The sequence below is a fragment of the Buchananella sp. 103232 genome, assembly GCF_058725725.1.
Genome location: NZ_JBZXJM010000022.1, coordinates 15,901 through 41,531 on the forward strand (window position 1 = coordinate 15,901; position 25,631 = coordinate 41,531).

Annotated in this window: 20 protein-coding genes, 1 tRNA gene, 2 pseudogenes and 1 riboswitch; of the genes and pseudogenes, 12 read left to right on the top strand and 11 right to left on the bottom strand. The window is 68.1% G+C overall.

The features are described 5' to 3' along the window. Positions 1 to 183 precede the first annotated feature (183 nt). Positions 184 to 1,284, bottom strand: a pseudogene (locus tag AC4PWQ_RS03560) (uracil-xanthine permease family protein); the annotation flags it as partial. Between the two features lie 93 nt (positions 1,285 to 1,377). On the opposite strand from AC4PWQ_RS03560, the gene AC4PWQ_RS03565 reads away from it, so the two are divergent. After that, positions 1,378 to 2,541, top strand: coding sequence for an IS1249 family transposase (locus AC4PWQ_RS03565; protein ID WP_371164145.1), 1,164 nt, complete (start codon positions 1,378 to 1,380; stop codon positions 2,539 to 2,541). 47 nt (positions 2,542 to 2,588) lie between these two features. Here the strand turns inward: AC4PWQ_RS03565 and AC4PWQ_RS03570 are convergent. Beyond that, a pseudogene (locus AC4PWQ_RS03570) lies at positions 2,589 to 2,852 on the bottom strand (solute carrier family 23 protein); the annotation flags it as partial. A 268-nt stretch (positions 2,853 to 3,120) separates the two neighbouring features. Between AC4PWQ_RS03570 and AC4PWQ_RS03575 the strand changes: the two are divergent. Beyond that, positions 3,121 to 3,471 carry a hypothetical protein gene (locus AC4PWQ_RS03575; protein ID WP_371152894.1) on the top strand — a complete coding sequence of 117 codons (351 nt, stop codon included), beginning with the start codon at positions 3,121 to 3,123 and terminating at the stop codon, positions 3,469 to 3,471. A gap of 59 nt (positions 3,472 to 3,530) precedes the next feature. Next, on the top strand, positions 3,531 to 4,283 hold the full coding sequence (locus AC4PWQ_RS03580; RefSeq protein ID WP_492089780.1) for a glutamine amidotransferase-related protein: 753 nt from the start codon (positions 3,531 to 3,533) through the stop codon (positions 4,281 to 4,283). Positions 4,284 to 4,381: 98 nt separating this feature from the next. On the opposite strand, the gene AC4PWQ_RS03585 is transcribed toward AC4PWQ_RS03580, so the two are convergent. From AC4PWQ_RS03585 to tadA, 4 genes are all read right to left on the bottom strand, one after another. Beyond that, positions 4,382 to 4,468 (bottom strand) — tRNA-Ser (locus AC4PWQ_RS03585). A gap of 117 nt (positions 4,469 to 4,585) precedes the next feature. Beyond that, positions 4,586 to 7,189, bottom strand: coding sequence for a cell wall-binding repeat-containing protein (locus tag AC4PWQ_RS03590; protein ID WP_371152897.1), 2,604 nt, complete (start codon positions 7,187 to 7,189; stop codon positions 4,586 to 4,588). 234 nt (positions 7,190 to 7,423) lie between these two features. After that, complete coding sequence (locus AC4PWQ_RS03595) at positions 7,424 to 10,066, bottom strand: cell wall-binding repeat-containing protein (protein WP_492089781.1); 2,643 nt, start codon at positions 10,064 to 10,066, stop codon at positions 7,424 to 7,426. A 749-nt stretch (positions 10,067 to 10,815) separates the two neighbouring features. After that, complete coding sequence (gene tadA / locus AC4PWQ_RS03600; RefSeq protein WP_492089782.1) at positions 10,816 to 11,277, bottom strand: tRNA adenosine(34) deaminase TadA; 462 nt, start codon at positions 11,275 to 11,277, stop codon at positions 10,816 to 10,818. 129 nt (positions 11,278 to 11,406) lie between these two features. On the opposite strand from tadA, the gene upp reads away from it, so the two are divergent. Then, positions 11,407 to 12,048, top strand: coding sequence for a uracil phosphoribosyltransferase (gene upp, locus AC4PWQ_RS03605; RefSeq protein ID WP_371152900.1), 642 nt, complete (start codon positions 11,407 to 11,409; stop codon positions 12,046 to 12,048). Positions 12,049 to 12,231: 183 nt separating this feature from the next. Here upp and AC4PWQ_RS03610 read toward each other — a convergent pair whose 3' ends face one another. The 3 genes from AC4PWQ_RS03610 to AC4PWQ_RS03620 form a co-directional block, all read right to left on the bottom strand. Beyond that, positions 12,232 to 13,116, bottom strand: a complete 885-nt coding sequence (locus AC4PWQ_RS03610) for a MetQ/NlpA family ABC transporter substrate-binding protein (RefSeq protein WP_371152902.1) — start codon at positions 13,114 to 13,116, stop codon at positions 12,232 to 12,234. A gap of 233 nt (positions 13,117 to 13,349) precedes the next feature. Further along, complete coding sequence (locus AC4PWQ_RS03615; protein ID WP_371152903.1) at positions 13,350 to 14,126, bottom strand: methionine ABC transporter permease; 777 nt, start codon at positions 14,124 to 14,126, stop codon at positions 13,350 to 13,352. Continuing rightward, a complete protein-coding gene (locus AC4PWQ_RS03620; RefSeq protein ID WP_371152904.1) occupies positions 14,123 to 15,130 on the bottom strand; it encodes a methionine ABC transporter ATP-binding protein in 1,008 nt (335 codons plus the stop codon). Before AC4PWQ_RS03620 ends, AC4PWQ_RS03615 begins: the two co-directional genes overlap by 4 nt. A 4-nt stretch (positions 15,131 to 15,134) precedes the next feature. Then, positions 15,135 to 15,228: riboswitch (SAM riboswitch) on the bottom strand. 151 nt (positions 15,229 to 15,379) lie between these two features. Here AC4PWQ_RS03620 and AC4PWQ_RS03625 point away from each other — a divergent pair. The 8 genes from AC4PWQ_RS03625 to AC4PWQ_RS03660 all read left to right on the top strand — a co-directional run bounded on the left by AC4PWQ_RS03625 (position 15,380) and on the right by AC4PWQ_RS03660 (position 22,924). Continuing rightward, positions 15,380 to 16,453 (top strand): alpha/beta hydrolase, encoded by a 1,074-nt coding sequence (locus AC4PWQ_RS03625; RefSeq protein ID WP_492089783.1) that lies wholly within the window; start codon positions 15,380 to 15,382, stop codon positions 16,451 to 16,453. A gap of 72 nt (positions 16,454 to 16,525) precedes the next feature. Further along, positions 16,526 to 17,650 carry a hypothetical protein gene (locus AC4PWQ_RS03630; RefSeq protein WP_371177411.1) on the top strand — a complete coding sequence of 375 codons (1,125 nt, stop codon included), beginning with the start codon at positions 16,526 to 16,528 and terminating at the stop codon, positions 17,648 to 17,650. Positions 17,651 to 18,011: 361 nt separating this feature from the next. After that, a complete protein-coding gene (locus AC4PWQ_RS03635; protein ID WP_371152907.1) occupies positions 18,012 to 20,039 on the top strand; it encodes a glucose PTS transporter subunit IIA in 2,028 nt (675 codons plus the stop codon). 71 nt (positions 20,040 to 20,110) lie between these two features. Next, positions 20,111 to 21,085 (top strand): PRD domain-containing protein, encoded by a 975-nt coding sequence (locus AC4PWQ_RS03640; protein ID WP_492089784.1) that lies wholly within the window; start codon positions 20,111 to 20,113, stop codon positions 21,083 to 21,085. A 9-nt stretch (positions 21,086 to 21,094) separates the two neighbouring features. Further along, the gene (locus AC4PWQ_RS03645; protein WP_492089785.1) at positions 21,095 to 21,517 is read left to right on the top strand and encodes a hypothetical protein; all 423 of its coding nucleotides are present in this window, start codon (positions 21,095 to 21,097) and stop codon (positions 21,515 to 21,517) included. Positions 21,518 to 21,558: 41 nt separating this feature from the next. Next, entirely contained in the window at positions 21,559 to 22,152 is a 594-nt protein-coding gene (locus AC4PWQ_RS03650) for a PIN domain-containing protein (protein WP_492089786.1), read from the top strand. 104 nt (positions 22,153 to 22,256) lie between these two features. Next, a complete protein-coding gene (locus AC4PWQ_RS03655) occupies positions 22,257 to 22,688 on the top strand; it encodes a helix-turn-helix domain-containing protein (RefSeq protein WP_371152911.1) in 432 nt (143 codons plus the stop codon). Between the two features lie 2 nt (positions 22,689 to 22,690). Continuing rightward, complete coding sequence (locus tag AC4PWQ_RS03660) at positions 22,691 to 22,924, top strand: VapC50 family PIN domain-containing toxin (protein ID WP_492089787.1); 234 nt, start codon at positions 22,691 to 22,693, stop codon at positions 22,922 to 22,924. Positions 22,925 to 22,955: 31 nt separating this feature from the next. On the opposite strand, the gene AC4PWQ_RS03665 is transcribed toward AC4PWQ_RS03660, so the two are convergent. Both AC4PWQ_RS03665 and AC4PWQ_RS03670 read right to left on the bottom strand, forming a co-directional pair. Further along, positions 22,956 to 23,324: a PH domain-containing protein gene (locus tag AC4PWQ_RS03665; protein ID WP_371163941.1), complete on the bottom strand. Its 369-nt coding sequence runs from the start codon at positions 23,322 to 23,324 to the stop codon at positions 22,956 to 22,958. Positions 23,325 to 23,552: 228 nt separating this feature from the next. Then, positions 23,553 to 25,538 (bottom strand): AMP-dependent synthetase/ligase, encoded by a 1,986-nt coding sequence (locus AC4PWQ_RS03670; RefSeq protein ID WP_492089788.1) that lies wholly within the window; start codon positions 25,536 to 25,538, stop codon positions 23,553 to 23,555. Between the last annotated feature and the right edge of the window lie 93 nt (positions 25,539 to 25,631).

The following is a 25,631-nucleotide window of genomic DNA, read 5'->3' on the forward strand; positions in this document are numbered from 1 at the left end:
TAAGGCAGGATTCTCTGCCCCGGCAATACGCGCTCTTGGGACACCTTTGGGGAGGTGGACGACGTTCCACCGACCCTGCCCACCTCGCACCGCCCCCACTAATGGGAGATAAGGAAACTAGGCCGGGCGGCCACCCCCCAAACAAATGGGGGCGGCCGCCCGGGCGTCGTCGTCCAAACTAAATCAGCCCTCGCTGGGGGCGGCCTCCTTGGCACGACGGTCGCGGTAGGCGTCGGACTCCAACTCCGTGCCGGCGGGCGCGGAGGCGGGGGTGGCGGCCTCCAGGTTCGTGCCGCGCAGGCGGGAGATCAGGCTCATCAGGTGGTAGATGACCAGCGCAGCGGCGGTGCCCAGAGCGATGCCCTTGAAGGTCAGGCCACCGGGGGACCAGGTGAAGTCGGCGATGCCCACGATCAGCGCCACGGCGGCGGTGTTCAGGTTCACCGGGTTGGCGAAGTCCACCTTGTTCTGCACCCAGATGCGAGCACCCAGCAGGCCGATCATGCCGTAGAGCACGGTGGCCGCGCCGCCCAGCACGCCCGCCGGGATCGTGTTGATGACCGCACCGAACTTCGGGGACATGGACAGCAGCAGGGCAGAGAAACCGGCCACCACGTAGGCGGCGGTGGAGTACACCCGGGTGGCGGCCATGACGCCGATGTTCTCCGCGTAGGTGGTGGTACCCGAACCACCACCGGAACCGGCCAGGGCGGTGGCAAGACCGTCCGCCAGCAGGGCGCGGCCCGTCACCGGGTCCAAGTTGTCGCCCGTCATGGCGGCAACGGACTTCACGTGGCCGATGTTCTCAGCCACCAGCACCAGCACCACCGGCACGAACAACGCCCAGGTAGAGGGCACGAACTCCGGGGCGGTGAAGTGGGGCAGGCCCACCCAGTCCGCGGCGGCGACCTTGGAGAAGTCCACCTCGTTACGCACCACGGCCACGGCGTAACCCACCAGCACGCCCAGCAGGATGGACAGGCGGCCCAGGATGCCCTTGAACAGGACCGTGGAAACCACGATCGCCGCGATCGTCACCACCGCGGTGACCGGGCCCTGCTGCACGTTGAACCACGCCGCCGGGGCCAGGTTCAGGCCGATCAGCGCCACGATCGCACCCGTCACGATCGGCGGCATGACCACGTCGATCCAGCGGGTGCCCGCGAAGTGGACGATCGTGCCGACCAGGGCCAGCAGCAGACCCACCACGACCACGCCACCCTGAGCGGCGGCCGGGCCGTGAGAGGCCACGGCGGCACCGATCGGGGCGATCAGAGCAAAGGAGGGTTAATGCTCAAAAAGTGTGTATGAAGTGGGGACTTTTCCGTACTGGCCGTAGGTAAAAGTCGGGGTGCACAAGCTCTGAGAGCATGTGCGGTGTCTGGTGTTAGCAATCGTCCTCGTTGTGGTGTATGCGATCGCAAGTGCGTGAAGAACGGTCGGTCCAAGACCGGCAAGATGCGTTGGCGCTGCCTGGGCTGTAACGCCTCGCTGAGCGTCAAGCGTGTGGACAAGACGGCCTTGATGGAATTCGGCCTCTTCCTGCAGTGGGTATGGGGCAAGCAAGACGCCCGCAGCCTGGCTGCCGCCAGGGGCTGGTCTCTAGCCACATTTCGCCGTCGTTTGGCATGGTGCTGGCAGGTTGAAGTACTACCTCCCAAGCCCACCGGGCAGGTCCATGACTACCTGCAAATCGATGGCACGTACTTCAATTCCTGGTGCTTGTTAATCGCTTTCGATGGCACACAAGTGGTGTCCTGGCAATGGTGCGAGCGAGAAAACGCGCCAGCCTACCGCCAGCTCTTATCCAACCTGCCCCAACCCGACCTGGTCATTCTCGACGGGGCTAACGCCGCCGCGCGTGCTGTTAAAGACCTATGGCCCCAGGCCAAGACCCAGCGTTGTCTCTTCCACCTACAAGCCACCATCACCAAGCACCTAACCCGCCAGCCCCGCCTAGAAGCAGGCCGTGAAATCAAGGCCCTTTCCCAAGGACTAAGCCGGGTAGAAAGCCAAGACCAAGCCCGTGCCTGGATGCAGCAATACCAAGCCTGGGAGACCAAATGGCACGACTTCCTAGCCCAACGCACCTACGCGCGCGATAAGACCACCAACCGCCCCGCCTGGGCCAAAGCCAACCAGACCTGGTGGTACACCCACCCTCGCCTGCGACGAGTACGCGGCTTGTTCAGGCATCTAATCAAGACCAGCCAACTGTTTACCTACCTAGAGTTCTGCCCTCCCAGACCCCGCACGACTTCACCGTTGGAAGGAGGGATCAACAAAGCCATCAAAGACCTTCAACGCCAACACCGAGGACACAGTCCTCAACACGCCCAACGCGCCGTGGAGTGGTTCCTCACCACCCAAACAGTCTCGCCCTACCGGCCCTCAACAAGCCAAATCCTCCAAGCGAAAACCCGGGCCTCAAAACCCGCGATCCCCGCCCACAAGCACCTAAAAACGCCCTTGTACGACACCGCCTTCAGCCCCGAAGACGGCAACCACACACGCAAAGGCTGGGCAGGAAGAACCACCTGAACACCCCAAGACACGCCCGAGATTTACACACTTTTTGAGCATTAACCCGCAAAGGAGGAGCCCAGGTAAGAGGGCAGGCGGCCACCGGTGATCAGCAGGAAACCAAGCGTGCCCAGGGCGCTGAAGAACAGCGTGGTGGAGGGGTCAAAGCCAGTGATGAGCGGTACCAGGAAGGTGGCACCGAACATTGCCACCACATGCTGGGCACCAATGCCGATGGTGATCGCCCAGGCCAGGCGCTCGTTGGGGCGCACAACCGCGCCCGGGGCAATGGAAACGCCGTTACCGTGCAGCTTCCAGAAGTTCGGCAGGAACTTAGATTTCAACAGGGTCTCCCGGTCTTGAATGATCGCGCGTGCGCGACTGCCGGGATTCGAGCGTACCTGGGAGGAACCTGGGTGCCGAGAGGCCAGCGGGCCCTGCGGGCAAAATGCCGCCAAACTCACGCCCCACCCCCACCTAAAACGGCAGGCTAAAGCCAGGCGAGCTTGAGGTGGACAACGTTTCTGCGCATCGTGCAGCGATCCGGCAGGCTAGAGCCAGGAGGACTTGAGGCCGGGCCTGTGCCATGCTTGGGACATGAGCGCTCCGCAGTTTCCCGGCACCGAGATGGTGAATCCCCAAGAGGTGTTCTCCGGGCCGGGCTATAACTCACCCAAGCGCGTCACTAGCACCCTGGCCCTGCTCTCGCTGGCCACGCTGCTGCTCTCCCCCCTGCTCGCCCTGCTGGTGTGGCTGTTTGTCGGGTGGCCCCCGGCCACCCTTGTTGTCCCCGCGCTGGTGATCTTCCTGGCCTACCTGGCGCGCTCGGACGTCGCCCGCCCCGGCAGGGGAGGCGCCGCCCTGACCCAGTTCGTGTGGGTGATGGGCTGGACCTCCCTGGCTGTCCTGGCCACGGGGTTGTTGCTGGCGAACCTCGATAGCTTCTGACGCAAACCCTGGGCCCACCGACCCACTTTGCCAACTCTTGAAGAAACTAAGGTGAAGATATGAAGCCTTTTCTCCTGCTGTCGCTGCGCCCCGAGGAATCCCTGATCCGGCGCGAGTACGAGCTCTTCACCTCCCTGGGCAACCTGGAGCCGCACGAGCTGGAGCTGGTCAGCCTCGAAGTGGCGCCGCTGCCCGAGCTCGAGCTGGGCGCCTACTCAGGCCTCATCATCGGCGGTTCGCCCTACCGCCACACCACGCCGGAGGGACGCCGCACCCCCTCACAGGAGCGCATGGACCGCGACCTGAACACGGTGCTCACCCAGGTGGTCGAGCGCGACGTTCCCTGCCTGGCCACCGGCTACGGCCTGCAAGCCCTGGTGCGGCTGCTGGGCGGAGAGGTCTCCACCCTGCCGGAGCAGCCCGTGGGCGGCGAGGAAATCCGCCTGACCGCCGAGGGCCGGCAGGACCCGCTCCTGGCCGACCTACCCGAGACCTTCACGCCGTTCGTTGCCCACCACGACGGCTGCACGACGCTGCCGGATGACGTGGTGGTGCTCGCCTCCTCGCGCCGCTGCCCAGTGCAGGTCATGCGCTACGGCACCGAGATCTACGGAGTCCAGTTCAACCCCGAGGTGGACGGGGCAACCCTCCACGACCGCCTGCACGCCTACGAGGAAGCGGGCTTCTACCCGGACGACGACTCCTTCCTGTACCGCATCGCCTTCGCGGCCAGCAAGGGAGACCACCCGGCCGGGCGCATCATCCGCAACTTCGTGGAGCACAACGCACAGCTGCGCAGCCTGACCCACTGACCCGCTGGCCCGCTGGCCCGCTGCCTGACCGCAGCACCCTGCCACCTGCCCCCACTGCAGCGAAAAGCCCCGGAGCCGCTTGGCTCCGGGGCGATCTGCGGTAGTGCTGGGATTCGAACCCAGGGTGGCTGTTACACCACACAGCATTTCGAGTGCTGCACCTTCGGCCGCTCGGACACACTACCTCGGGCAGACATCGTACCCGATGGCGGGCCAGAGCCCCACCGCAGCCCGCTTCCCGCCGCTGTGACTTACAGCGCCGAGAAGCAAGAACCACGGCGGGGCTCAGGGGCCCGGGCCGGTTAGCGCAGGTGCTTCTTCACCTGGGCGTCGCTAAGCGAGCTCGTACCACCCACCACGGTGATGGAGTTGACGCTCAGCTCGCGGCCCAACACGCGGGACTGCGGGGAGATGCCCTGGCGCGGCACAAGCAGCAGCGCGCCGCGACGCTTAGCAACCAGCGCACCTGCGGAGAGCGCGTCCGGGAAGTTCTCTCCGGTGGCGGCCACGACGTTGTTGCTGGAGGCAAAGGCACGCACCAGGGCGGCCGAGGTCTCGTAGCGGTCGTTACCGATGATCGCGCGCACGTTGCTCCAGCCGCGGGCGGCCGTGAAGGCCTTGCCACCCACCGCGTAGCGGTTGCGCTGACCGATGGCCAGGTTGCGCACCGCCGCAGGCGTGCTGTCGCGCCACTGCCCGTTGCTCCAAGAGATGCGAGTCAGCAGCACGAAGCCACCCTGCTGGCCCGCCGCCGCACCGGCCGCCAGGGCGTCAGGGAAGGACTGGTAGTCGGCCAGCAGGGCAACCCGGTTGGCGCCCTTCGCCTTCAGGTGGGAGCCCACGGACACCGAGGTGGCGAAACGGTCCGCGCCACCAAGGCGGGTGACCTTGATACCGGCCCCGCGCAGCTCAGCCTCCTTCGCGGCACTCACCGAGCCGGTGGAGCCGACGATGAACACGTGGTTCACCTTCCCGAAGGAGAGGGCATCCCTCACCACGGGCTCTAGCTTCCCACCGGAGGTGGTGAGCAGCACGCCCGTGCCGTACTGGGCCGCCAGCGGCGCGGAAACAACGGCATCGGCGAAGTTGTTTCCACTCGTCAGCACCGCGTAGCGCGAGGAGTTGGCAAAGCCACCCTGGCGGTACACGTTCGCTGCGGTATCGACGCGAGAGGCGCCGCCGATGCGGGTCAGGCCGATGTTGGCCTTCGGGTTGGCGGGGCGGCCCGGCAGTTTCCCCGCCGAGTCGTTGTGGCCCCACTGGGTGCGGGCGTAAGAGCGAATCCACTGCACGCCCGACTGCGCGTAGAACGGGTTGCGGCTACCGTCCGCAGCGTTCACCTGGGTCCAGCCGCTCGGCAGCAGCGAGTCCTGGAGCGTGATACAGCCTGCTGCGTTCATGTAGCAAATGCGGACGTTCATCACCACGGGCTTGCCCACTGCACGCACCCGCTCGCGGGCACCGGCCGGGTGGTAGTAGTAGATGTCGCCGTTAGACACCGCCGCAGCCCACCGCACGTCGTAGTCGGTGCTGGACACGATGGTGGCGGAGATCGGCTTGTGGTTGCCCTTGCAGTCCACGGACTTCTTGCCCGGGCCGAAGTCGAACTTCAGCGTGCCACGCTGCTCGTAGATGAACTGGCGGATCGCGTCCGCAGAGACCCAGTAGGCCAGGCCGGCGTCCTGGGGGTGGGCGATCAGCTTCTCGCCCTTGGGACCCTTGAAGCCAGACAGCGCGCCGGCGCTCAGCACGCCCACGATTTCCGTGCCACGCATTACGGCCGGGCCACCGGAGTCACCCTGGATGGTCATACCGAAAGAGGTACCCGCCATCGTCTGGTCGCCACAGAACTGGCTGGGCGTGGAAACGTAGCCGTTCACGGTCACGCTCGCGTAGTTACGGCGCGGCGGGCCGGGGTTCTGGGCGTCGGGGCCGTAACCGAAGGCGGTGAAGCTGGAGCCGCGCACCGGCTCGGCCTTGGCCACCTGGTAGGGGCGCCTGTTGGGCACCTCGCTGGTCAGCTCCATCAGGGCCAGGTCGCTGCGCGGGTCCAGGAAGACCTTCTTCACGCCGTAGGACTGGCCGCGAGCGTCCGGGGTCGGGTGGAAGGTCACCTTGGAGACGTTAACGGTGTTCTTCGGGTTGAACTTGTGCTGGTCGGAACCGGACACGAAGCAGTGGCGCGCGGTCAGCACCCACTTGGAGCGGGCGCTGCCGGCCGGGCCGATCAGGCTGCCCGTGCACATCGAGCCGCTGTCTCCGTAGGAGCGGATGAAGATCAGGCCCACCGGGCGGGTGGTGGTGTGGTCCCTGGTGGAGCCGTTGTCCAGCAGGTGCGGCACCACCGGCAGCTGGTCGGGCTCCAGGCTCTCCTCGCTCGCGGAGGCCGACGGGCTGGCCGAAGCGGACTGGCTGGGCTCGGCGCTGGCCGACGCGGAGGGGCTGGCGGACTCCGTCGGGGCCGCGCTCTCCTCCCCCGTCGCCTCGCCGGGCTCGGCGCTTTCGTCACCGGGCGCGCCGCTCGGGGCGGGGCTCGCGTCAACCGACGGCTGCGCGGTCGCGTCGTCCCCCGGCTCGATGGTGGCGTCCTCGCCCGCGCCGCCGGGGGCGGGAGAGGCGGACGGGGCAGCGGCATCTTCGCTCTGCGCCGGGCTCGCCTCGTCAGCGGGAGCAGAGTCCTCGCCGGCGGCAACGTCGGCCACATAGGGGGAATCCGCGTGGTTGCCGCCCGGGACGGCGCTTCCACGCACCCACCCCTGCGCCTCGAGCGCGGTGGGGGTGAGCCCGGGTGCTGCGGCAACGCCTTCGGGCAGCTGCGCGGCAGAAGGTGCGGTGGCTAGAGCGCTAGTCGGCAGCAGCGCAAACGCAGCCGCTGCGGCAAGCAGGCTCGCAGTTTTCTTCTTCACGATCAACCTTTGTGAGGGGTCTTACGGCACTGCGGCGCACCGAACGGGAAGGACGCGGCGGCCCGCAGCACGGCCATTATTAACCCGGAAATTTGCGGGCCGCAGGCGTTCCGTCCCGCGCAAGGGCGCCCAGGGCGTTGCACTGCACACATGTGCACGTTCAGTGACTTCCGCCACTTCCAGCCCGCGCGGGCCACCTGCCCGCCACCACCCACCTGGACAGATTTATCTCATCTATCGGACGTGGCTGAGCACCTGCTGGTCGCTGAGGGAGCGCGGCCCTCCCACCACCGTCAGCGAGTCCACGTCCAGCTCTCGGCCCAGCACCCGCGCGTGCGCCGACGCCCCGCCGGTGGGCACCAGCAGCAAGACACCCTGCCGATTGGCCGCCAGCGCCCCGGCGGTGAGGGCATCGGGGAAGTTGTCCCCAGTCGCCGCCACCACGTTGTCCTGCGAGCTAAACGCGCGAGCCAGCGAAGCCGCAGTCTCATACCTGTCGTACCCGACCACCGGCTTCAAACCATCCCAGTTGAAGGCCGCCCTGTAGGCTCCCCCACCCACCGAGTAGCGCTCCGCCTGCAGCAGCGCCAGGTCTTGCACCGCAGCAGGGGTTTGGTCCAGCCAGGCGCCGTCAACCAGCTCCGCGCGGGTAAGCAACACGATCCCACGCCGCTGGCCGGCGGCAGCGCCGGCGGCCAGCGCGTCCGGGAATGCCTCGTGGTCAGCCATGAGCGCCACCCGGTTGAAGCCGCGCCCCCGCAGGTGCTTACCCACCGCCACCGAGGTGGCGAAACGGTCCGCCCCGCCCAGGCGGCTCACCTGCAGCCCGCGAGCGCGTAGCTCCTCCTCCTTGGCCCGGCTGATTGAGCCGGTCGAGCCGACGATGAGAACGCTGGTGACACCCCCGTACTCCAGGGCCTGCACCACCGCGCCCTCCAGGCGCGCACTGGCGTTGCAGGTGAGCAGGATGCCGGTGCCGTAGCTCGCCGCGAGCGGCGCGGCCACCACCGCGTCGGCAAAGTTGTCCCCGCTCACCAGCACCACGTGGCGGGACTGCTCCCGGTAGCCGGACTGGCGGTATACCGCAGCGGCGGTGTCCACGCGGGAGGCCCCGCCCATGCGGCTAATGGCCGGGTGACCCGCGCCCCCGGTGGGACGCCCGGGGAACTTGGCCGCCGCGTCGTTACTGCCCCAGGTGGACTCGTAGTAGGTCTTGACCCACTGCGCCCCGGAGTGCGCGTAGGCCGGCACGGTGGGGTCTGCGCCGCTCACCCACTGCCAGCCGGGCGGCAGCAGCCAGTCAATCGAGGTGGTGCAGCCGGCGTGGTTCAGGTAGCAGCGCCGCACGTTGAACACCACCGGCGCCCCCAGCTCCTCCACCCGATTCTGCCAACCGGAGGGGTGGAAGAAGTAGGTCTGGCCGTCCTGCACCGCGGCGGCCCAGCGCCCGTCCGGGTCGGTGGAGGACAAGATGGTGGCGGAAACCAGCGGGGAGCGCCCCTCGCATGCGCCGCTTTCCCAGCCCGGCCCAAAATCGAAACCCAGCTTTTCCCGGTGGTCGTAGACGAAGCGCTTGATCACGCTGGCGGCCACCCAGAACGAGGAGCCGGACTGCGCGTTCTGCGCCAGCAGCAGCTCCCCCTTGGGGCCGTAGAACGCGTTTATCTCTCCACCGCTCATGACGCCGACGATCTGGTTGCCGTCCGCCACCGCCGGGCCCCCGGAGTCACCCTGGATGTTTTGCGCGCTCCAGCCCTGGGCATCAATGCCGGCGCCGTGCCCGGTCAACATCAAGTCGCCGCAGAACACCGAGGGCTGGGAGATGTAGCCAGAGACGGCCATCTTGCCGACGTTGCGGCGCAGCTTGCCGGTGTTCGGCTTCGACTTGTCCGCGCCGTAGCCGAAGGACTCGAACTGCTTGCCACGCCCCGGCTCCTGCGCGGCCACCTGCCACGGGGCGCGGGGGACAAAGCTCTGCAGTTCCACCAAGGCCAGGTCGCTGTTCTTGTCGACGATGATGTTCCTGCCCTGGTAGGCCTGCCCGGTGCCGTCCACGCTCGGGTAGAAGTAGAGGGACTCCGGGTCGGTGGTGATGCGCGGGTCGTAGGCGTGGTCGTCGTCCACGAAGCAGTGGCGGGCAGAGAGCACCCACTTGCTCTGCGACTCCCCGGCCCTGCCGATCAGGGTGCCGGTACAAAAACCCTGACTGCCGTCGATCTGCTTCTTGATCACGCCCACCGGGCGATCATTGTCACCGTCGTTGCTGGCGCCCTGATCCAGCAGGTCGGGCCGCCTGGGCTCCTGCGTCGGCTCCTCCGCCGGTTCCTGCACGGGCTCGCGCCCGGGTGCCAGCCCCGGTGCGAGCTCCGGCGCGGGCTCCGGCGCATTGGTGCTCTCCCGCGCCGCCTCCTGCAACGCCTCATCCACCGGTTCGAGTCCCGGCTCCTCCGCCGGTTCCTGCGCGGGATCTAGTTCTGGCTCATCCGCCGGCCCCTGCGCGGACCCGAGTCCCAACTCATCCACCGGCCCCTGCGCGGGCTCTAGTTCTGGCTTCTCCGCCGACTCCTCCGCACGCTCTAGTCCCAGCTCATCCGCCGGCCCCTGCGAACGCTCGCGCACCGGCGCCCCCGCCTGGTTTCGCCCCAGCTCATCCTCTGGCTGCTGTGCAGGCTCGCGCACCGGCGCCCCCGCCGACTCCAGGACCGGCTGGTCGACCGCGCCCACCTCGGCGCCCGTCTCAAGTCCTGCCTTCGCCTCTCCGCCGGCGCCGGGCAGCCCCAACTGCCCCTGCTGCGAATCGGTGGCGAGGGCCGCAGCGGGCAGCAACAGGCTCAGGACGATTGCGGTTGCTAGCGCGCTCGCAACAGTTCTCTTCACGGCGTGCCCCTTTGGCGGAAGACGGCTCCATTTGCAGCGACAGGGCACCAAATTGCCCACATCGCTTTCATTATTCGCGCAGCCCGGAGCGCCCGAATATAGGTTCGGCTCGCCTGTGGATAACTAGATCTGCACAGATAGATAGTTGGTTCGGCGGCGGCACCGGTACCTGCATGCGCGCCACTGGCTATTCCCAAACGAGGTCATTGGGCATCGGGCCGGCTCGCCCCCGGGCAGGCCGTGGGGCGAAGACGCCGGGCGGTGGGCAGGGGGCGGCTTGGCGCCCCCGAGCGCACAAGCGTGCGGTCGGGGTACATCCGACCGACCGGTGCCATGGCACCAAGCGGTCGCATGTACCCCGTTGCAGCATTTGCGAGCTTGGGGGACAGTGAGCGCGGCCAGCCCGGCCGAGTCCGCCTAGGCCGAGTCCGCCTAGGCCGAGCCCGCCCCGGCCATGCCCAGGGCCATGCCCAGCGCCAGGCGGCGGGCTGCCGCCGGAGGGTCCTTGCGCAAACGATCGAGGGCTTAGTGCACCTCTCGTAGGGTTGGCCCAGCAGTCGTGGGCTTAGTGAACCAGTCGTAGGCCTACCCGAGCCGGTAACCCCTCAATAGGTGCACCAAACCCGCAACAGCTGCACCAAACCCGCAAAAGGTCTACAAACCCCACGACAGCTTGCGCAGCACCCACCCTCACGTCCCGCGCGCGCCAGCGTCTGCGCAGATCCGCAATGCCCCAGGGAATTGGGGCTTTAGCGCTGCCCGCCAAAGAATGAGGCCATGAGGGCGGCAGCGTCGTCCCCTAGTACGCCTCCCACCACCTGGCATTGGTGGTTCAGGCGGGAGTCGCGCACCACGTCCCGCATCGAGCCGCACGCCCCGGTCTTGGGCTCCCACGCCCCGAAGACCACCCGCCGCACTCGCGCCAGCACTGCCGCCCCGGCGCACATGGTGCAGGGCTCCACGCTCACCACCAAGGTGGCGTCCTCTAGGCGCCAGCTTCCCCGCGCCCGGCCCGCCGCCCGCAGCGCCAGGATCTCGGCGTGGGCGGTGGGGTCCCCGTCCGCCTCGCGCCGGTTGTAGCCCTCCCCCAGCACGGTGCCGTCCTGGGCGATCACCACCGCGCCGATGGGCACGTCACCAGCCCGGCCGGCGCGCCTGGCCAGCTCCAGTGCGCGACGCATCGCCTCTATCTCTGCGGGAGTGGGGATCACGACGCCCAGCCTAGCCGCCCCCCTTCGCCGCACCACCCTCCCGACCACCCCACCACCTCCGCCCGTGATTGGGCGAAAACGGGACCAAGGTGGATGCGAAGTGCCCGCCGGGCAAGGTAGGTTCGACCTATGCGCTTGCACGTCGCGGACCACCCGCTTATCGCCCACAAGGTCACCGTTTTGCGTGACGCCACCACTCCCTCGCCGATCTTCCGGCAGCTCACCGACGAGCTGGTGACGCTGTTGGCCTACGAGGCCACCCGGGATATCCGCACGGTCGAGGTGGATGTTGTTACCCCCGTCGCCCCCGCGCGCGGCACCTACCTGGCCGAGCCGCGCCCGATGGTCGTGCCGATTCTGCGGGCCGGCCTGGGCATGCTGGATGGCATGACCCGGATCATGCCGACCGCCGAGGTCGGTTTCCTGGGGATGAAGCGTGACGAGGACTCGCTGGAGATCGAGACCTACGCCAACCGCCTGCCGCAGGACCTCTCGGGGCGGCAGTGCTTCATCCTGGACCCGATGCTGGCCACCGGTCACACGCTGATCGCGGCCATCAACTACCTGCTGGAGCGCGGCGCCACCGACGTGACGGCGATCTGCCTGATTGCCGCCCCGGAGGGCCTGGCCGCCCTGGAGGAGGCCATCGGGGAGCGCGCCAACGTCACCATCGTGTGCGCCTCCCTGGACGAGCGCCTCAACGAGCACGCCTACATCGTGCCCGGCCTGGGCGATGCCGGTGACCGTCTCTACGGCGTGGTTGACCTGTAGTTTTCTCGCCCGGCGGTGGCCGACGCTGCCGCCCTACCGCCCCGCCTAGCCCGGCCGATTCCCGCACCGCCGCACCGCCGCAATAACTGGGCGCGGGAGGGGCAAAACGCCGGTGGGGGTGAGCAGTTCAGCTTTTGAACTGCTCACCCCCACCGGCCTTTGTTTTGGGTCAGCCCGGGCCTATCAGAAGGCCGGGATGACGGAGCCGTCAGTCCAGGTGGACTCGATGAACTCCTTGACCTCCGGGGAGGTCAGCAGCTCCTGCAGCTTCAGCAGGGCGGCGTTGTCCTTGTCAGCGGTGCGCACGACCAGCAGGTTGGCGTACGGGGAGCCGGTACCGGCCTCGAGCAGCAGGGCGTCCTTGGAGGGCACCTTTCCGGCCTCGATGGCGTAGTTGCCGTTGATGACGGCGGCGTCCACGTCGGCCAGGGCGCGCGCGGTCTGGGCGCCGTCCACCAGCACGAACTCGAAGTTCTTCGGGTTGGCGGTCACGTCCAGGTCGGAGGGCAGCTCAACGTCGGCCAGCTCGATGAGCTTGTTCTCAGCCAGCAGCTTCAGGGCGCGGGCGGTGTTGGCCGGGTCGTTGTTCAGGGCGATGCGGGCGCCGTTGGGCAGCTCCTCGACGCTCTTGTACTTGTCGGAGTAGAAGCCGAGCGGCTCGATGTGCACGCCGGGCAGGAACTCGGTGAAGTCGTAGCCCTTGTCCGCCTCCTGCTGCTTGAGGAAGTTCGGGGTCTGGAAGTAGTTGGCGGCCAGGTCGCCGCTCTCCAGGGTGGAGTTGGGCAGCTGGTAGTCGCTGAACTCCACCACGTCCAGGTTCAGGTTGGCGCCGGCGGCCAGGTGCTCCTGCACGAACTGCAGCACCTGGGCGTGCGGCACGGGGGAGACGCCGATGGTGATGGTGGCGACGCCGTCTTCCACGGTGATGCCGTCGGTGACCACTTCCTCGGTGAAGCCGCTGCCGGCGGGGGCGGAGGCGCCGGCGGGCTTGGAGGTGTCGGTGGAGCAGCCGGCCAGTGCCAGCACGGCGGAGGCGACTACGGCGGTGATGACGCGAGAAGTGCGCATTTTGAGGGGTCCTTTCTTGGAGGTCCGGCTGGGCCGGTGGGCTTTACGCCCGGCAGGGGGACGGGGAGTTTCCCGTTCCCGCCCGAGGTCTTTTGTTCTTCTTCCCCGCGCGGCGGCGGGTGTGGTTTTCCGGGAGGGAGTGGCAGCGCTGCTGCCTGGCCGCTGGGCCCTGGCGCGTGGCTGCCGGTGGAAGCCTGGAAACAGTTGGATCTGTTGCTCCGGCGGGTGGCTGCTTACCGGTGGTCCACCCACCGGCTGAGCATGTCTCCCACCCACTGGATGAGCTGGACGATCACCACGATAACCACGATCGCGGCCACCATGACGGGGGTGTTGTAGCGGTTGTAGCCGTACAGGATGGCCAGGTTGCCCAGGCCGCCGGCGCCCACAGTGCCGGCCATGGCGGAGTAGCTGACCAGGGTCACGGCGGTGACGGTGATCTGCTGGATCAGCGTGGGCAGGGCCTCTCGCACCTGCACGCCCCACATGATCTGCAGACGGGTGGCGCCCATCATCTGGGCGGCCTCGATCTTGCCGCTCTCCACGCCCAGGATGGCGCTCTCAGCCAGGCGGGCGAAGAAGGGGATCGCGCCGATAGACAGGGGCACGGAGGCGGGCAGCCAGCCCAGGGTGTCCCCCACCAGCCAGCGCGTGAAGGGGATGAGGGCGATCAGCAGGATGATGAACGGCACCGAGCGGCCCACGTTCACGATCGCGGACAGCACGGCGTTGACCACCCGGTTGGGGCGCAGGCCACGAGAGGCCGTGGCCACCAGGGCGATGCCCAGCGGCAGGCCCACCAGGACCGCCACGAGCGTGGACAGGCCGGTCATCTGCAGGGTCTCCACCACGGCGGGCCACAACTTCTTGCGGATCACCGGGCTGCTGACGAGCTCCTCGAAGAAGGACTTGTCCCTGCCAGCCAGGGCAACGCCCGCCTGCGCGGCCAGGCCGTTACCCGCCTGCGCCACTGCGCCGGGCAGACCCGCAATCACACTCAACACGCTCATCGTGCCCGCACCTCCGCGTCGATGCCGGCGTCCTGCAGGGCCCGCACCAGCTCGTGCGGGTCGCGCCCGCCGCAGGTCAGGGCGAGGCGGCCGATCTGGGCCTGGCCTACGGTCTCAAACACGCCGGCGGCAACGTCGGCCCCCAAAGAGGCGATCAGCGCCATGACGCGCGAACCGGTGGGCTCGCCGGGGTGGGAGGAGAAGGCGATGTCAACGATCGTGCCGGCGTCCTTCGCCACGGCGGGCGGTGGCACCAGCTCGCGGGACAGGCGCGAGGACGGGCGGCTGAGCACCTCCTCCAGGGTGCCGTGCTCGCTGACGCGACCGGCCTCCAGCAGGGTGACCGAGTCACACACCGAGCGCACCACGCTCATCTCGTGGGTGATGATCACGACGGTCACGCCCAGGCGGTCGCGCACGTCCTTGATGAGGGAGAGCACCTGGCGGGTGGTCTCGGAATCGAGGGCGGAGGTGGGCTCGTCGCACAGCAGCACGGCGGGCTCGTCGGCCAGGGCACGGGCGATGCCCACGCGCTGCTTCTGACCGCCGGACAACTCGGAGGGGTAGTGGTGGCCACGCCCCTCCAGGCCCACCACGGCCAGCAGGCGATCCACGCGGGCCTTTGCCTTCTCTCCCTTCACGCCCGCCAGGTTGAGCGGGTAGGCGATGTTCGCGGCGGCCGTGCGGGCGTCCAGCAGGTTGGCGTGCTGGAAGACCATGCCGATGTTGCGGCGCGCGGCGCGCAGCTCCTTGGAGCTGAGGGCGGCGATGTTCTGCCCGTCCACCAGCACCTCGCCGGAGGTGGGGGTCTCCAGGGCGGTCAGGCAGCGCACCAGGGTGGACTTGCCCGCCCCGGACTGGCCCACGATCCCGTGGATCGCGCCGCGCGGCACGGTGAGGGAGACGCCGTCCAGGGCGTTTACCTGCTTGCCGCCGGTCACGTAGGTCTTGACCACGTCGCGCAGCTCGATCGCTACCTCGGCGTGCTTAGCCCTCTTGGTCACTGTTCCTCCATCGGTCCTGGCGGAAGCACCCTCACCCGCAAGCAGGGGGTTGCTGCAGCGTCGTAGAGCCAGGTCTCTGGTGCTGCTCTGGATGGTTGCGAACACGATAAGCAATGCCCGCTTTGCCGGTCAACGCAAGTAGGGGTGCTACTGCTCACGCCCCCTGTTTCAGATTGATAACGGCCGCGCGGCCGGCAGCGGCGAGGCGCACAATTGCCCCCTAGAGGCAACGCGCAAAGGAGAGGCGAAATGCTTGGCACGGTCGTGGACGACGAGCTCGGGGTCAACTGGCACGCCACCACCTTCGCCGTGCGGCCCCACCGTGGCGTGCCCGGCCAGAACGTGGCGGTCCTAGTACACCGCCCCGGCACCCTGGGGACTAGGCACGGTTTGGACGACGCTGCCGCCGGCACCGCCCCTAGCACCGGCGCGGTTTTCGACGCGGCCGCAGGGGACGTCGGCCATCCCTTCCCCACAGAATGCGGCAGGCGGGCCGTGCTGTACGTCCACGGCTTCCAGGACTACTTTTTCCACCCCCACCTGGCCAGGGCCTGGGAGGAGGCCGGCTTCACGTTCTTCGCGCTGGACCTGCGCGGCTGCGGGCGGGCGTGGGACGGCGCCGCAGAGGTGGGGCGGGTGGACGACCTGCGCGCCTACGGCGATGACCTGATGCGGGCGGTGCACATGATCCGCAGCGCCGGCGCCCAACAGGTGGTCATCAACGCCCACTCCATGGGCGCGCTGCTGGTGAGCGTGTGGACCCACGCCTTCCCCGAGGCGGTGGACGCCCTGGTCCTCAACTCTCCGTGGCTGGACCTCTCCGGCGGCAGGGCCGCCAAGCGGCTCCAGCGCGCGGCCATCCGCGCCACCGCCGCAGTCAACAGGCAAGCCGTGCTGGCGGTGCTGCACGGCACCAACTCCGCCAGCCTCCACTACTCCACCGGCGGGGAATTCAGGTTCTCGCTGGCCCGAAAGATACTCAGCGGCGCGCCAGCCCGGGCCGGATTCCTATCCTCCGTGGTGGCCGCGCAGGACGCCGTGGCGGCCGGGCTCGAATTGCCACTGCCCGTACTGGTCTGCCACTCCGACCAATCCGAGCTCGGCCTGAAAATAGGCAGCCGCAAGGACACCGCAGAAATAGACGCGGACCTGGTGCTGGACGTGGAGGCGATAGCCAAGCGCGCGATGGGGCTGGGCCCCAAGGTGGAAGTCGCGGTGACCCCCGGCGGAAAACACGACCTGGCACTGTCCAGCCCCGAAGTGCGCGCCAACTACTTTGCGCGGATAACCCAATGGGCGAGCGCGGTTTTACCAAAACTCTGAAGCAGCGTATTGGTTCTAGGTCACAACTTGGGGAGTAGTCTTTAAGAGAGACCACCCAAAATGGAGGATCCAATGAGCAACGAGCCCGACCAGCCTCAATTCCCGAACACGCCAGGCGGAGTTCCCTCTGGCCCGGCTGACATGAGCCAGGCCTCGGCCCCGCAGGCGGCAGACTTCGGCACGCCGGCGCAGCCGGCCAGCCCGGTAGGCGCCGCTCCCACCGACGCCACCATGGCCTACCCGTCCACGCCCCAGCCCTACGGCCAGGGCGGCTACGGCGCCCAGCCTGGCTATGGTCAGGCCGACGCCTCCTACGGCCAGAGCGCCTACGGCACCCCCGGCACCCAGCCCGCCGCCTACGGCACCCCGGCCGCCTACGGCCAGGGCGGCTACGGCGCCCAGCCCGGCTACGGTCAGGCCGACGCCTCCTACGGCCAGAGCGCCTACGGCACCCCCGGCACCCAGCCCGCCGCCTACGGCACCCCGGCCGCCTACGGCCAGGGCGGCTACCCGGGTGCCCAGCCCGCCTACGGCGCCCCGCAGGGCCCGGGTGGCACCGGCGGCTCCGGCAAGTCCAACACCGGCATGATCCTGGGCATCGCGGGCGGTGTGGCCGCGCTGCTGATCGGCCTGCTGGTCTACTTCCTGTTCTTCGGCGGCGACGACAACAAGGGCAAGGACACCCCCAGCCCGAAGCCCACCGCCACCGCCCCCGCCACCACGGAGCCCACGCAGGAGGAAACCGCCCAGCCCACCGAGGCCCCCGGCGGCAGCCCCGAACAAGAAGCCATCAAGATCGCCTCTGACGCGAAGTCAGCCAAGTGGGGCGAGACCGTTGACATGGGTAACAAGATCTTGGTGACCGTCTCTGAGCCCAAGGAATACACGGTGGGCAAGTACGCCACCGATCCGGTCTACCCGGGCCAGGACCGCCCCCTAGAGGTCACGGTGACCATCAAGAACGACACCTCCAGCAAGTTTGACACCATCGAGCTGGACCTCGACATGGTCACCGAAGGCAAGAAGGCAGACGGCATCGTTGACTTGGACGACCCGGACCTGGACTTCATCCCGATGGACACGATCGAGCCCGGCGCCACCATCACCTACAAGCTGGCCTTCTGGGTGACCCCCGGCAAGCCGGTGCAGTTCTACGTCGACAACTGGCTGGACGACCACCGGGTGCTCTTCGAGTAAACCCGGCTCTCCCCCAGAGTTGAGGTGGGGGTGGCGGCGCCGTACCGGCCCCGCCACCCCCAGCCCGCCTTTCGGGCCGGGGCGGGCCGCGAACCGGCACCTCCCCAACTCCTTGCCCACCGACAAGCTGGGTGGTAGCCTGGCAACATAAACGGCCGAAAGGCTGCAGGGTTGTTACTCCGCTGAGCAATCAATACGAGGCAAGACCTGAGACGCACTCGCGTGCGCTCTCAGGTCTTTTTTTTCTCCGTTGAGCTGCTCAAGCCCAAACAGCACTGAACGCGGTAAGGAGCCGCGGCGGTGACCTCCCCGGGTCCGTCCCCGGAGTAACAACCCTGCTCTACCCTCAAGGAGGACGACGGTGTCTGAACTCGAGACCGCCAAGGCCATCTTGGCCCACGTTGGCGGCGCTGAAAACATCACGAGCCTGACGCACTGCGCCACGCGCCTGCGTTTCGAGCTCCGTGACGCATCCCTAGTAGACCAGGGCAAGCTGGACTCCACCCCCGGTGTGCTGGCCGCTGTGCCCCAGTCCGGCGACCGCCTCCAGGTGGTCATCGGTGGCGCGGTCCAAAGCGTCTTCAACCAGCTGGTCGCACTGCCCGGTGTCAGCAAGTCCGCACACTCCGGTGACCAGAGCGACGCTGACGTCAAGGCCGCTGCCCGCGCCAAGGCGCGCGGCAAGTCCGCCATCCTGGACTCGTTCTTCGAGTACCTGTCTGATTCGTTCCGCCCGATCCTGGGCGTACTGCTGGGTGCGTCCCTGATCATCGCCTCCGCTGCGGTGCTGGACGCCCTGCACATCGTGGACTTCCGCGACCCCGCCAAGGGCGCCACCTGGGTGTTCATCGACGCTATGTGGCGCGCGGTGTTCTACTTCCTGCCGATCATGGTTGCCTACAACGCCTCCAAGAAGCTCAACGTTGACCCGTGGGTGGGTGCCGCCGTCATGGGTGCGCTCATGACCCCCGAGTTCCAGAGCCTGGTCAACCCGGACCGCTTCCCCGGCACCACCTGTGTCCCCAACGAGGTCCTGCACGGCGAGCTGCAGTGCACCACCGAGATCTGGGGCCTGCCGATGCAGCTCAACGGCTACGGCGGCAACGTCTTCGTGCCGTTGATGATGGTGGCCATCTTGGGCCTGCTCTACAAGGGCCTGAAGAAGGTCATCCCGAACAACGTGCAGATGGTGTTCCTGCCCTTCATCTCGCTGGCCGTGATGATCCCGCTGACCGCCTTCATCATCGGCCCCTCCGGCGTGTGGCTGGGTAACGGCCTGGGCACCGGCCTGGCCTGGATGAACGCCAACGCCCCATTCGTGTTCGCCATCCTGATCCCGATGCTCTACCCGTTCCTGGTGCCGCTGGGCCTGCACTGGCCGCTCAACGCCCTCATGCTGGTCAACATCGACACCCTGGGCTTCGACTTCATCCAGGGCCCGATGGGTGCGTGGAACTTCGCCTGCTTCGGCGCCACCGCCGGTGTGCTCTACCTGTCCATGCGTGAGAAGGACGTCCAGATGCGCCAGACCGCCACCGGTGCCCTGGCTGCCGGTCTGTTCGGTGGTATCTCCGAGCCGTCCCTCTACGGTATTCACCTGCGCTTCAAGAAGGTCTACTCCCGCATGCTGATCGGCTGTTTCGCGGGTGGTCTGACCATCGCCCTGCTGGGCCTGCCCTTCGAGGGCGTGAAGACCAACGCCTTCGCGTTCACCTCGCTGCTGACCATCCCCGTGTTCTCCCCGATGTGGGTTTACGGCATCGCCATCGCCGTCGCGTTCTTCACCGCGATGATCCTGATCATCGTGATGGACTACCGCACCCCGGAGGAGAAGGCCGCCGCTCTGGCGAAGGTGGCCGACGCTGCCGCCCCGGCCGCCGCTCCGGTTGCCGCGCCGCTGTCCGCCGGCGGTGCCGCCACCGCGACCATGGTTGCCACCACCTCCGTGGGCGCCCCCGTGGCCGGCCGCGTGATGAGCCTGGAGGAGTGCGGCGACAAGGTCTTCGCCTCCAAGGCCTTGGGTGAGGGCGTGGCCATCGAGCCCGTCTCCACCAAGGTGGTTTCCCCGGTCTCCGGCACCATCGCCACCGCGGCGAAGTCCGGTCACGCCTTCGGCATCAAGACCGACGACGGCGTGGAGGTGCTGGTGCACGTGGGCATCGACACGGTCAAGCTGCAGGGTGAGGGCTTCGCCGTGGCCGTGCAGCGCGGCCAGCGCGTCGAGGCCGGCGACCTGCTGGTCACCGCCGACTTCGAGGCCATCGAGCGTGCCGGCTACCCGACCACCACGATCATGACCGTCACCAACACCGCTGCGCTGTCCCAGGTGACCCCCCTGGTGGGTGGCAGCGTGGACGCGGGTGACCCGGTCCTGAAGGTGGCTCGATAACCGAGCCCGTCCCGGGGGTGGCGCGCCCATTTGGGTGCGCCACCCCCGGTCCTTTGCGTAGATTGACTCTCATGGAAAGAAGGACGCAGGCGCCGATGGAGCTTCTGCGCGTCTTCAACAACAACGTGGTCCTTGCCCGCGACCCCTCCGTTGGGGGACTCGAGGTGATCCTGACCGGGCGAGGGTTGGGATTCGGGCTCAAACCCGGGCAAACGATCGACCCCGCCAAGGTGGTGCGCAAGTTCGTGCCCGAAGACGGTCGCGACCCCGACCACATGGGCCAGCTGCTCGCGGACATCTCCCCCGAGCAGATCTCCCTGGTGGGAGAGGCCATGGCCCGGGCCGGCCTGCCCGAGAGCCTGACCAGCTCCGTCACCCTGGTCATGGCGCTGGCCGACCACATCTCCTTCGCCATCAAACGCATCGAGGCCGGCATCGAGTTCGAGTACCCGATCAGCACCGAGGTGCAGTCCCTCTACTCCGAGGAGTACTCCCAGGCTGTGGCCCTGTTGGCCGCCCTCAATAAGCAGCTGGGCGGTGTGCTCCCCCTTGGCGAGGCCACCGCCTTCACCCTCCACCTGGTCAACGCCGGCTTCTCCACCGGCGACCTCAGCTACACCTACACCATGACCGGCGTGATCCAGCAGATGCTGGCCGTGGTGGAGCAGGCATTCGGCTCCCTGCCCAGCCCCGGCCCGGCCGCCACGCCGGGCGAGCGCGGCCGCGCAAAGGAGTGGGCGGCAGCGTCGGCCCCCCAAGCCGCCACTGTCTCCGTCTCCGAAGGCCGCTTCATCACCCACGTCCGCTACCTGTTCGTGCGCATCGGGCAAGGCAAGCAGCTAGTGGAGAAGGCCAGCAGCATCGGCAAGGCCATCCGCGAGGCCTACCCGCGCGCCCACCAGTGCGCCCTCAAACTCGCCAGCCTGATCGAGCTGCGCCTGGGCGCCCGCCTCACCGACGACGAGGTTGCCTACCTGACCCTCCACGTGGCCCGCCTGGCCGACGACCGTGGCCACAGCCAGACCGATTCCGCCGACGACTCCTAGGCTCTAACCGTGACCGACAATCACAACCCGTCCCCGTTCGTGCCCGGCCCCACGCCCATCCCCACCGGCGCGCCCGTGCCCGGCCCGCACGTTCCTCCGGCAGCGCACCCGCAGCAACCTGGCCCGGTCCCCCAGCCCGGCACAGTGGCCCAGCCCGGCTCGGTCGCCGCAGCGACCCCCGGCGGCGAGGATTACGCCCGCTACCAGCCGACAGTGCCGGCCACCGGGGACACTGTCGACACCGGGTGGGTGGTCACTAAGGGCAAGAGCTCCAGCCGCTTCCAGAAGGAGTGGCACATGACCGTATTCCGGGAGATCAACATCCCCGAGGGATTGAAGTGGGTGCCCACGGCGTGGAAGTGGTTCATCTACATCCTGATGACTGCGGTCTACGTATTCTCCTTCTACCACGCCGTGATCAAGCAGCTGTGAGCCCAGCCGATCGGGTATCCCACGGGGCTGTGGGCGCGGCCGTGGCTTCGGGACCAACGGCGGCAGTGCTCGACGCCTGCGTGCTCGCCCCCGAACTGCCGCGCCAGCTGCTGCTGGGGTGCGCGCGGGCCGGACTGTTCACGCCGCAGTGGACCCTGCGGATCGCCGGGGAGGTGACTGCCACCGTGAGGCGGGCACGCCTGGGCGATCCCAGCCAGGTGCGCGCCGAGCTGATCGAATGGGGATCCAACGTGCTCGTGCGGGACTACGAGGCCTTGGAGCCCGGGATCGGGCTGACCGACCCCGCCGACCGCCACGTGGTCGCCGCCGCCATCAACTGCGGGGCCCAGGTGATCGTCACCGCCAACACCAGGGACTTCCCCGCGCACGTGCTCACCCGGCGCGGCCTGCTCGCCCAGACACCAGACGATTTCCTGTCCTCCCTGGACACCCCGCCGGGCGGTGCGGGGGCGGAGGGGCGGGCGGCAACGTCGGCCAATGCAGCCGCAACGATTGCCGAACTCGCTCGCGGCCTGGCCGGCGCGCGCGGGTGGAGCCAGAAGGAACTGGGGCTGGCACTACAAAGGTCCGGCCTACCGGCCCTGGCCCGTCGCCTCCGCGCGGCTACGGGATGAGCGCCACCCGGCCCGCGCAAAATCGTGAATCTCGTTACGGAGACATGGCCCTCAAGACGTGGCACACTGAAGCCACGGTTTCGATTATTTCGATTGGAGGAGACATGTCGCCGCTCGTTTCTTGCCCCGACGCCCAGCTCGCCTCCCAGGCCCTCGGAATCATCAGCGCTCGCCTCCAGACTGAGGAGGGCAACCTGACTCTCGACGTTGAGGGCAGCAAGGACAGGCTCACCCTGCCCCGCTCCGCTGCGGAACTCTTGTGCCGCGTCCTTGCCCACCTGGCTAACGGTGACCCCGTGTCCGTGGTGCCCGCCCACAAGGAGATGACCACACAAGAAGCCGCCAACTACCTAAACATCTCTAGGCCCACCCTGATCAAGCTGTTGGAGACCGAGAAGATCCCCCACCGCAAGGTGGGAACCCACCGCCGCATCCGGTTCTCAGACCTGCACGACTTCAAGAAGGCCGACGACGCCGAGCGGCGCGCTGCGGCTGACGAGCTCACAGCTCTAACCGAGGAGTTGGGTCTCTACTGAGCATGGGGTTCAGAGCTTTTCCCGCCGATCAGCTCAGCCAGTTTGGCATCGAGGCAAAGACCGCTGACGCGTTCATCCTCGATCAGATCTATCTTGCCCGCGATTCCCTCGTGAGCATCGTGGCTCAGATCGCCGCGAGCAGGAAGAAGCCGCCGCAGGACGTCAACGACGTGCTCGATTCGCTCCAGAAGGACGGACAACTACTCTCTGCGGCGGCACTGCGCGTCATCCACTAGGCCCATCCCAGGGGCCGCCTACGCGCCGACGCTACGGGATGAGCGCCACCCGGCTGATCAAGAGGTCCAGCTCGCGCACGTTGACGCGGTCGCCCAGCTTCAGCTTGATCTGGCCAGCGCGCGTCCACAGCTCCATCTCCGTGTTCGCGCCCAGGAAGCCAGCCGTCTCCGAGGACCACATGTTGATCGAGCGGTAAGGCAGCGAATACATCTCCACCTTCTTGCCCGTAATCCCCTGCGAGTCGCGCACGATCAGGCGCAGGTTGGTAAACACCGCCGCGTCCCGCAGCGTCTTGAACGCCCGCACCGGCACCTCGCCCTCGATGAGGATCTCCGGCAGGTCCTTGGGGAAGGGGCACTCCTCGATCAGGGTCCACTCGACTACTGCTGCCGGTTCCATCGCTTCTCCTCGCTGCGTTGCGGTTTCGCCGTTCAGGCTACGCGCCGGCCCGCCCCTTGTCAGCGCCTTGGCGCCCTCTTGTTGCCCCACCCCCGCCGCGTGAAACACCATTTTTCACGCAGGGGCGTGGGGTACGACGCCGCCGCCCCACCTCCCCTCCCCTGCGGCCGCCACGCAGGGCGGGCAGGGAATTGGGGCGGGGGGGGCGGCAGTGTCGGCCCTCCTGGCCTACTCCTCCTCGCCGGCGGGGCGAACCGGGCCGCCGTAAATCTCATCCACCTGGGCGGCGAAGCGGGCGATGACCTCCGCGCGCTTGACCTTCAGGGAGGGGGTGAGCAGGCCGTTGGCCTCGGTGAAGTCCGTGGTGAGGACCTTGATCTTGCGGATCGCCTCCGCGCGCGAGACGTGCCTGTTGGCGCGCTCCACTGCGCGGTCCAGGGCGGCCAGCACCTCCGGGTGGGTAGCGGCCTCCGTGACCGGCATGGCGGGCAGGGCGTGGTTCTTCAGCCAGCCCGGCAGCATCTCCTCATCCAGGGTCACCAGGGCGGCGACGAACGGACGCTGGTCGCCCACCACCACGACCTGGCTGATCAGCGGGTGGCCGCGCAGCGGGTCCTCCAGGGCCGCCGGGGCCACGTTCTTGCCGCCCGCCGTGACGATGATTTCCTTGGCGCGGCCCGTAATGCGCACGTAGCCGTCGGAGTCCAGAGAGCCCAGGTCGCCCGTGCGGAACCAGCCGTCCTCGGTGAACGCGGCCGCCGTGGCCTCCGGGGCGTTGTGGTAGCCCTGGAACACCGAGGGGCCCTTGATGAGGATCTCGCCGTCGTCACTAATGCGCACCTGCAGCGGCGGCAGCGCCGGACCCACCGTGCCGATCTTGGAAAGCGTGGGCGTGTTCACCGACAGCGGGCCCACCGTCTCCGTCAGCCCGTAGCCCTCCAAGACCGGCAGGCCCAAGCCCGTGTAGAAGTGCGCCAGGCGCGTGGACAGCGGCGCGCCACCGGAGATGATGAAGCCCGCGTTGCCGCCCACCAGGGCACGGATCTTGGCGTACACCAGGCGGTCGGCGATGGCACGCTGGAGGCGCAAAGAAGCAGGGGCCGGGCCCTTCTCCAGCGCCCGCGAGTACGCGATCGCCACCTTGGCCGACCAACGGAACAGCTTCTGCTTCAACCCGCCGCCGGTCTTCGCGTCGGCCGAGTTGTAGATCTTCTCCAGCACCCGCGGCACCGCCAGCAGGTAGGAGGGCTTGAAGGTGGCCAGGTCCGCCAACAGGTTCTTGGTGTCCGGGGTGTGGCCCAAGATGCCCTCGCCGGAGAGCTGGAAGACCTGCAAGAAGCGGGCGAACACATGCGCCAGCGGGAGGAACAGCAGCAGGCGCGAGTCCTGCCCCATCGCCACCTCCGGCATCCACGCGTGGGAGTTGACCGCCAGGTCCGTGAAGTTACCGTGCGTAATCACCGTGCCCTTGGGGCGGCCCGTAGTGCCCGACGTGTAGACGATCGTCGCCAGGCTCGCCGTGGTCAACGCGGCGGTGCGCTCCGCGACGGCGCCGGGCGGAACGTCGGCCCCCATCGCCTGAATCTGGTCAATCGCGTCCGTGTCCAGGGAGAACAGGTGCGCCTGCGGCAGCCCGGCGGCCTGGCAGGCGGTGCGCGCCAACTCCAGCTGCGTGGTGGTCTCCGTAACCACGGCGCGCACCTCCGCGTCCCGCACGATGTACTCGATCTGCTCCCCCGACGAGGTCTCATAGATCGGCACCGGCACCAGGCCCGCCGCCCAACACGAGTAGTCCAGCAGCGTCCACTCGTAGCGGGTGCGGGACATGATCGCCACGCGCGCGCCCGCCTCCAGGCCCAGCCCGATCAGGCCGGCTGCCGTACGCTCCACCTCCTCACTGAACTGCGCGGCCGTGAGGTAACGCCAGTTCGTGCCCAGCGCGTCCTTCACCGCCAGCAGCGGGCGGTCCGCGCTGCGCTCCACGCGCGCCGCCAACAGCGAGGGGATCGTGGTGCGCTCGGTGACCTCCACCAGGCGCGGGGCGGTCCACTGGATCACGCGGCCGTCGGCGGCGCGGGTCGGTTCGCCGACGTTCCCGCGCGGCCCCTGCGCGCGTTGAGGGGCGGCGGGGGTGGGGGCGGGGCGGCTTGCGACGGGGGTGGGTGTGCCGGGGGTGGGGTGATCGCCCGAGGTGGGGGTGGTGGCCGGGTTCATCCTTGAGTCCTTAGTCTGAGGGGGCGCGGCAAGCTACTGATAGCGGGCCGCTATGCACCTTACTCCCGTGAGTGGGCGAGGTGGGGGACTCAG

What these genes read in the sequence shown, in the direction of transcription:
- AC4PWQ_RS03640 (WP_492089784.1), top strand. Translation starts at nt 20,111, where the DNA reads ATGGAAAGAAGGACGCAGGCGCCGATGGAGCTTCTGCGCGTCTTCAAC.
- AC4PWQ_RS03670 (WP_492089788.1), bottom strand. Translation starts at nt 25,538, where the DNA reads ATGAACCCGGCCACCACCCCCACCTCGGGCGATCACCCCACCCCCGGC.
- AC4PWQ_RS03655 (WP_371152911.1), top strand. Translation starts at nt 22,257, where the DNA reads ATGTCGCCGCTCGTTTCTTGCCCCGACGCCCAGCTCGCCTCCCAGGCC.
- AC4PWQ_RS03580 (WP_492089780.1), top strand. Translation starts at nt 3,531, where the DNA reads ATGAAGCCTTTTCTCCTGCTGTCGCTGCGCCCCGAGGAATCCCTGATC.
- AC4PWQ_RS03660 (WP_492089787.1), top strand. Translation starts at nt 22,691, where the DNA reads ATGGGGTTCAGAGCTTTTCCCGCCGATCAGCTCAGCCAGTTTGGCATC.
- AC4PWQ_RS03575 (WP_371152894.1), top strand. Translation starts at nt 3,121, where the DNA reads ATGAGCGCTCCGCAGTTTCCCGGCACCGAGATGGTGAATCCCCAAGAG.
- AC4PWQ_RS03630 (WP_371177411.1), top strand. Translation starts at nt 16,526, where the DNA reads ATGAGCAACGAGCCCGACCAGCCTCAATTCCCGAACACGCCAGGCGGA.
- AC4PWQ_RS03665 (WP_371163941.1), bottom strand. Translation starts at nt 23,324, where the DNA reads ATGGAACCGGCAGCAGTAGTCGAGTGGACCCTGATCGAGGAGTGCCCC.
- upp (WP_371152900.1), top strand. Translation starts at nt 11,407, where the DNA reads ATGCGCTTGCACGTCGCGGACCACCCGCTTATCGCCCACAAGGTCACC.
- AC4PWQ_RS03615 (WP_371152903.1), bottom strand. Translation starts at nt 14,126, where the DNA reads ATGAGCGTGTTGAGTGTGATTGCGGGTCTGCCCGGCGCAGTGGCGCAG.
- AC4PWQ_RS03625 (WP_492089783.1), top strand. Translation starts at nt 15,380, where the DNA reads ATGCTTGGCACGGTCGTGGACGACGAGCTCGGGGTCAACTGGCACGCC.
- AC4PWQ_RS03610 (WP_371152902.1), bottom strand. Translation starts at nt 13,116, where the DNA reads ATGCGCACTTCTCGCGTCATCACCGCCGTAGTCGCCTCCGCCGTGCTG.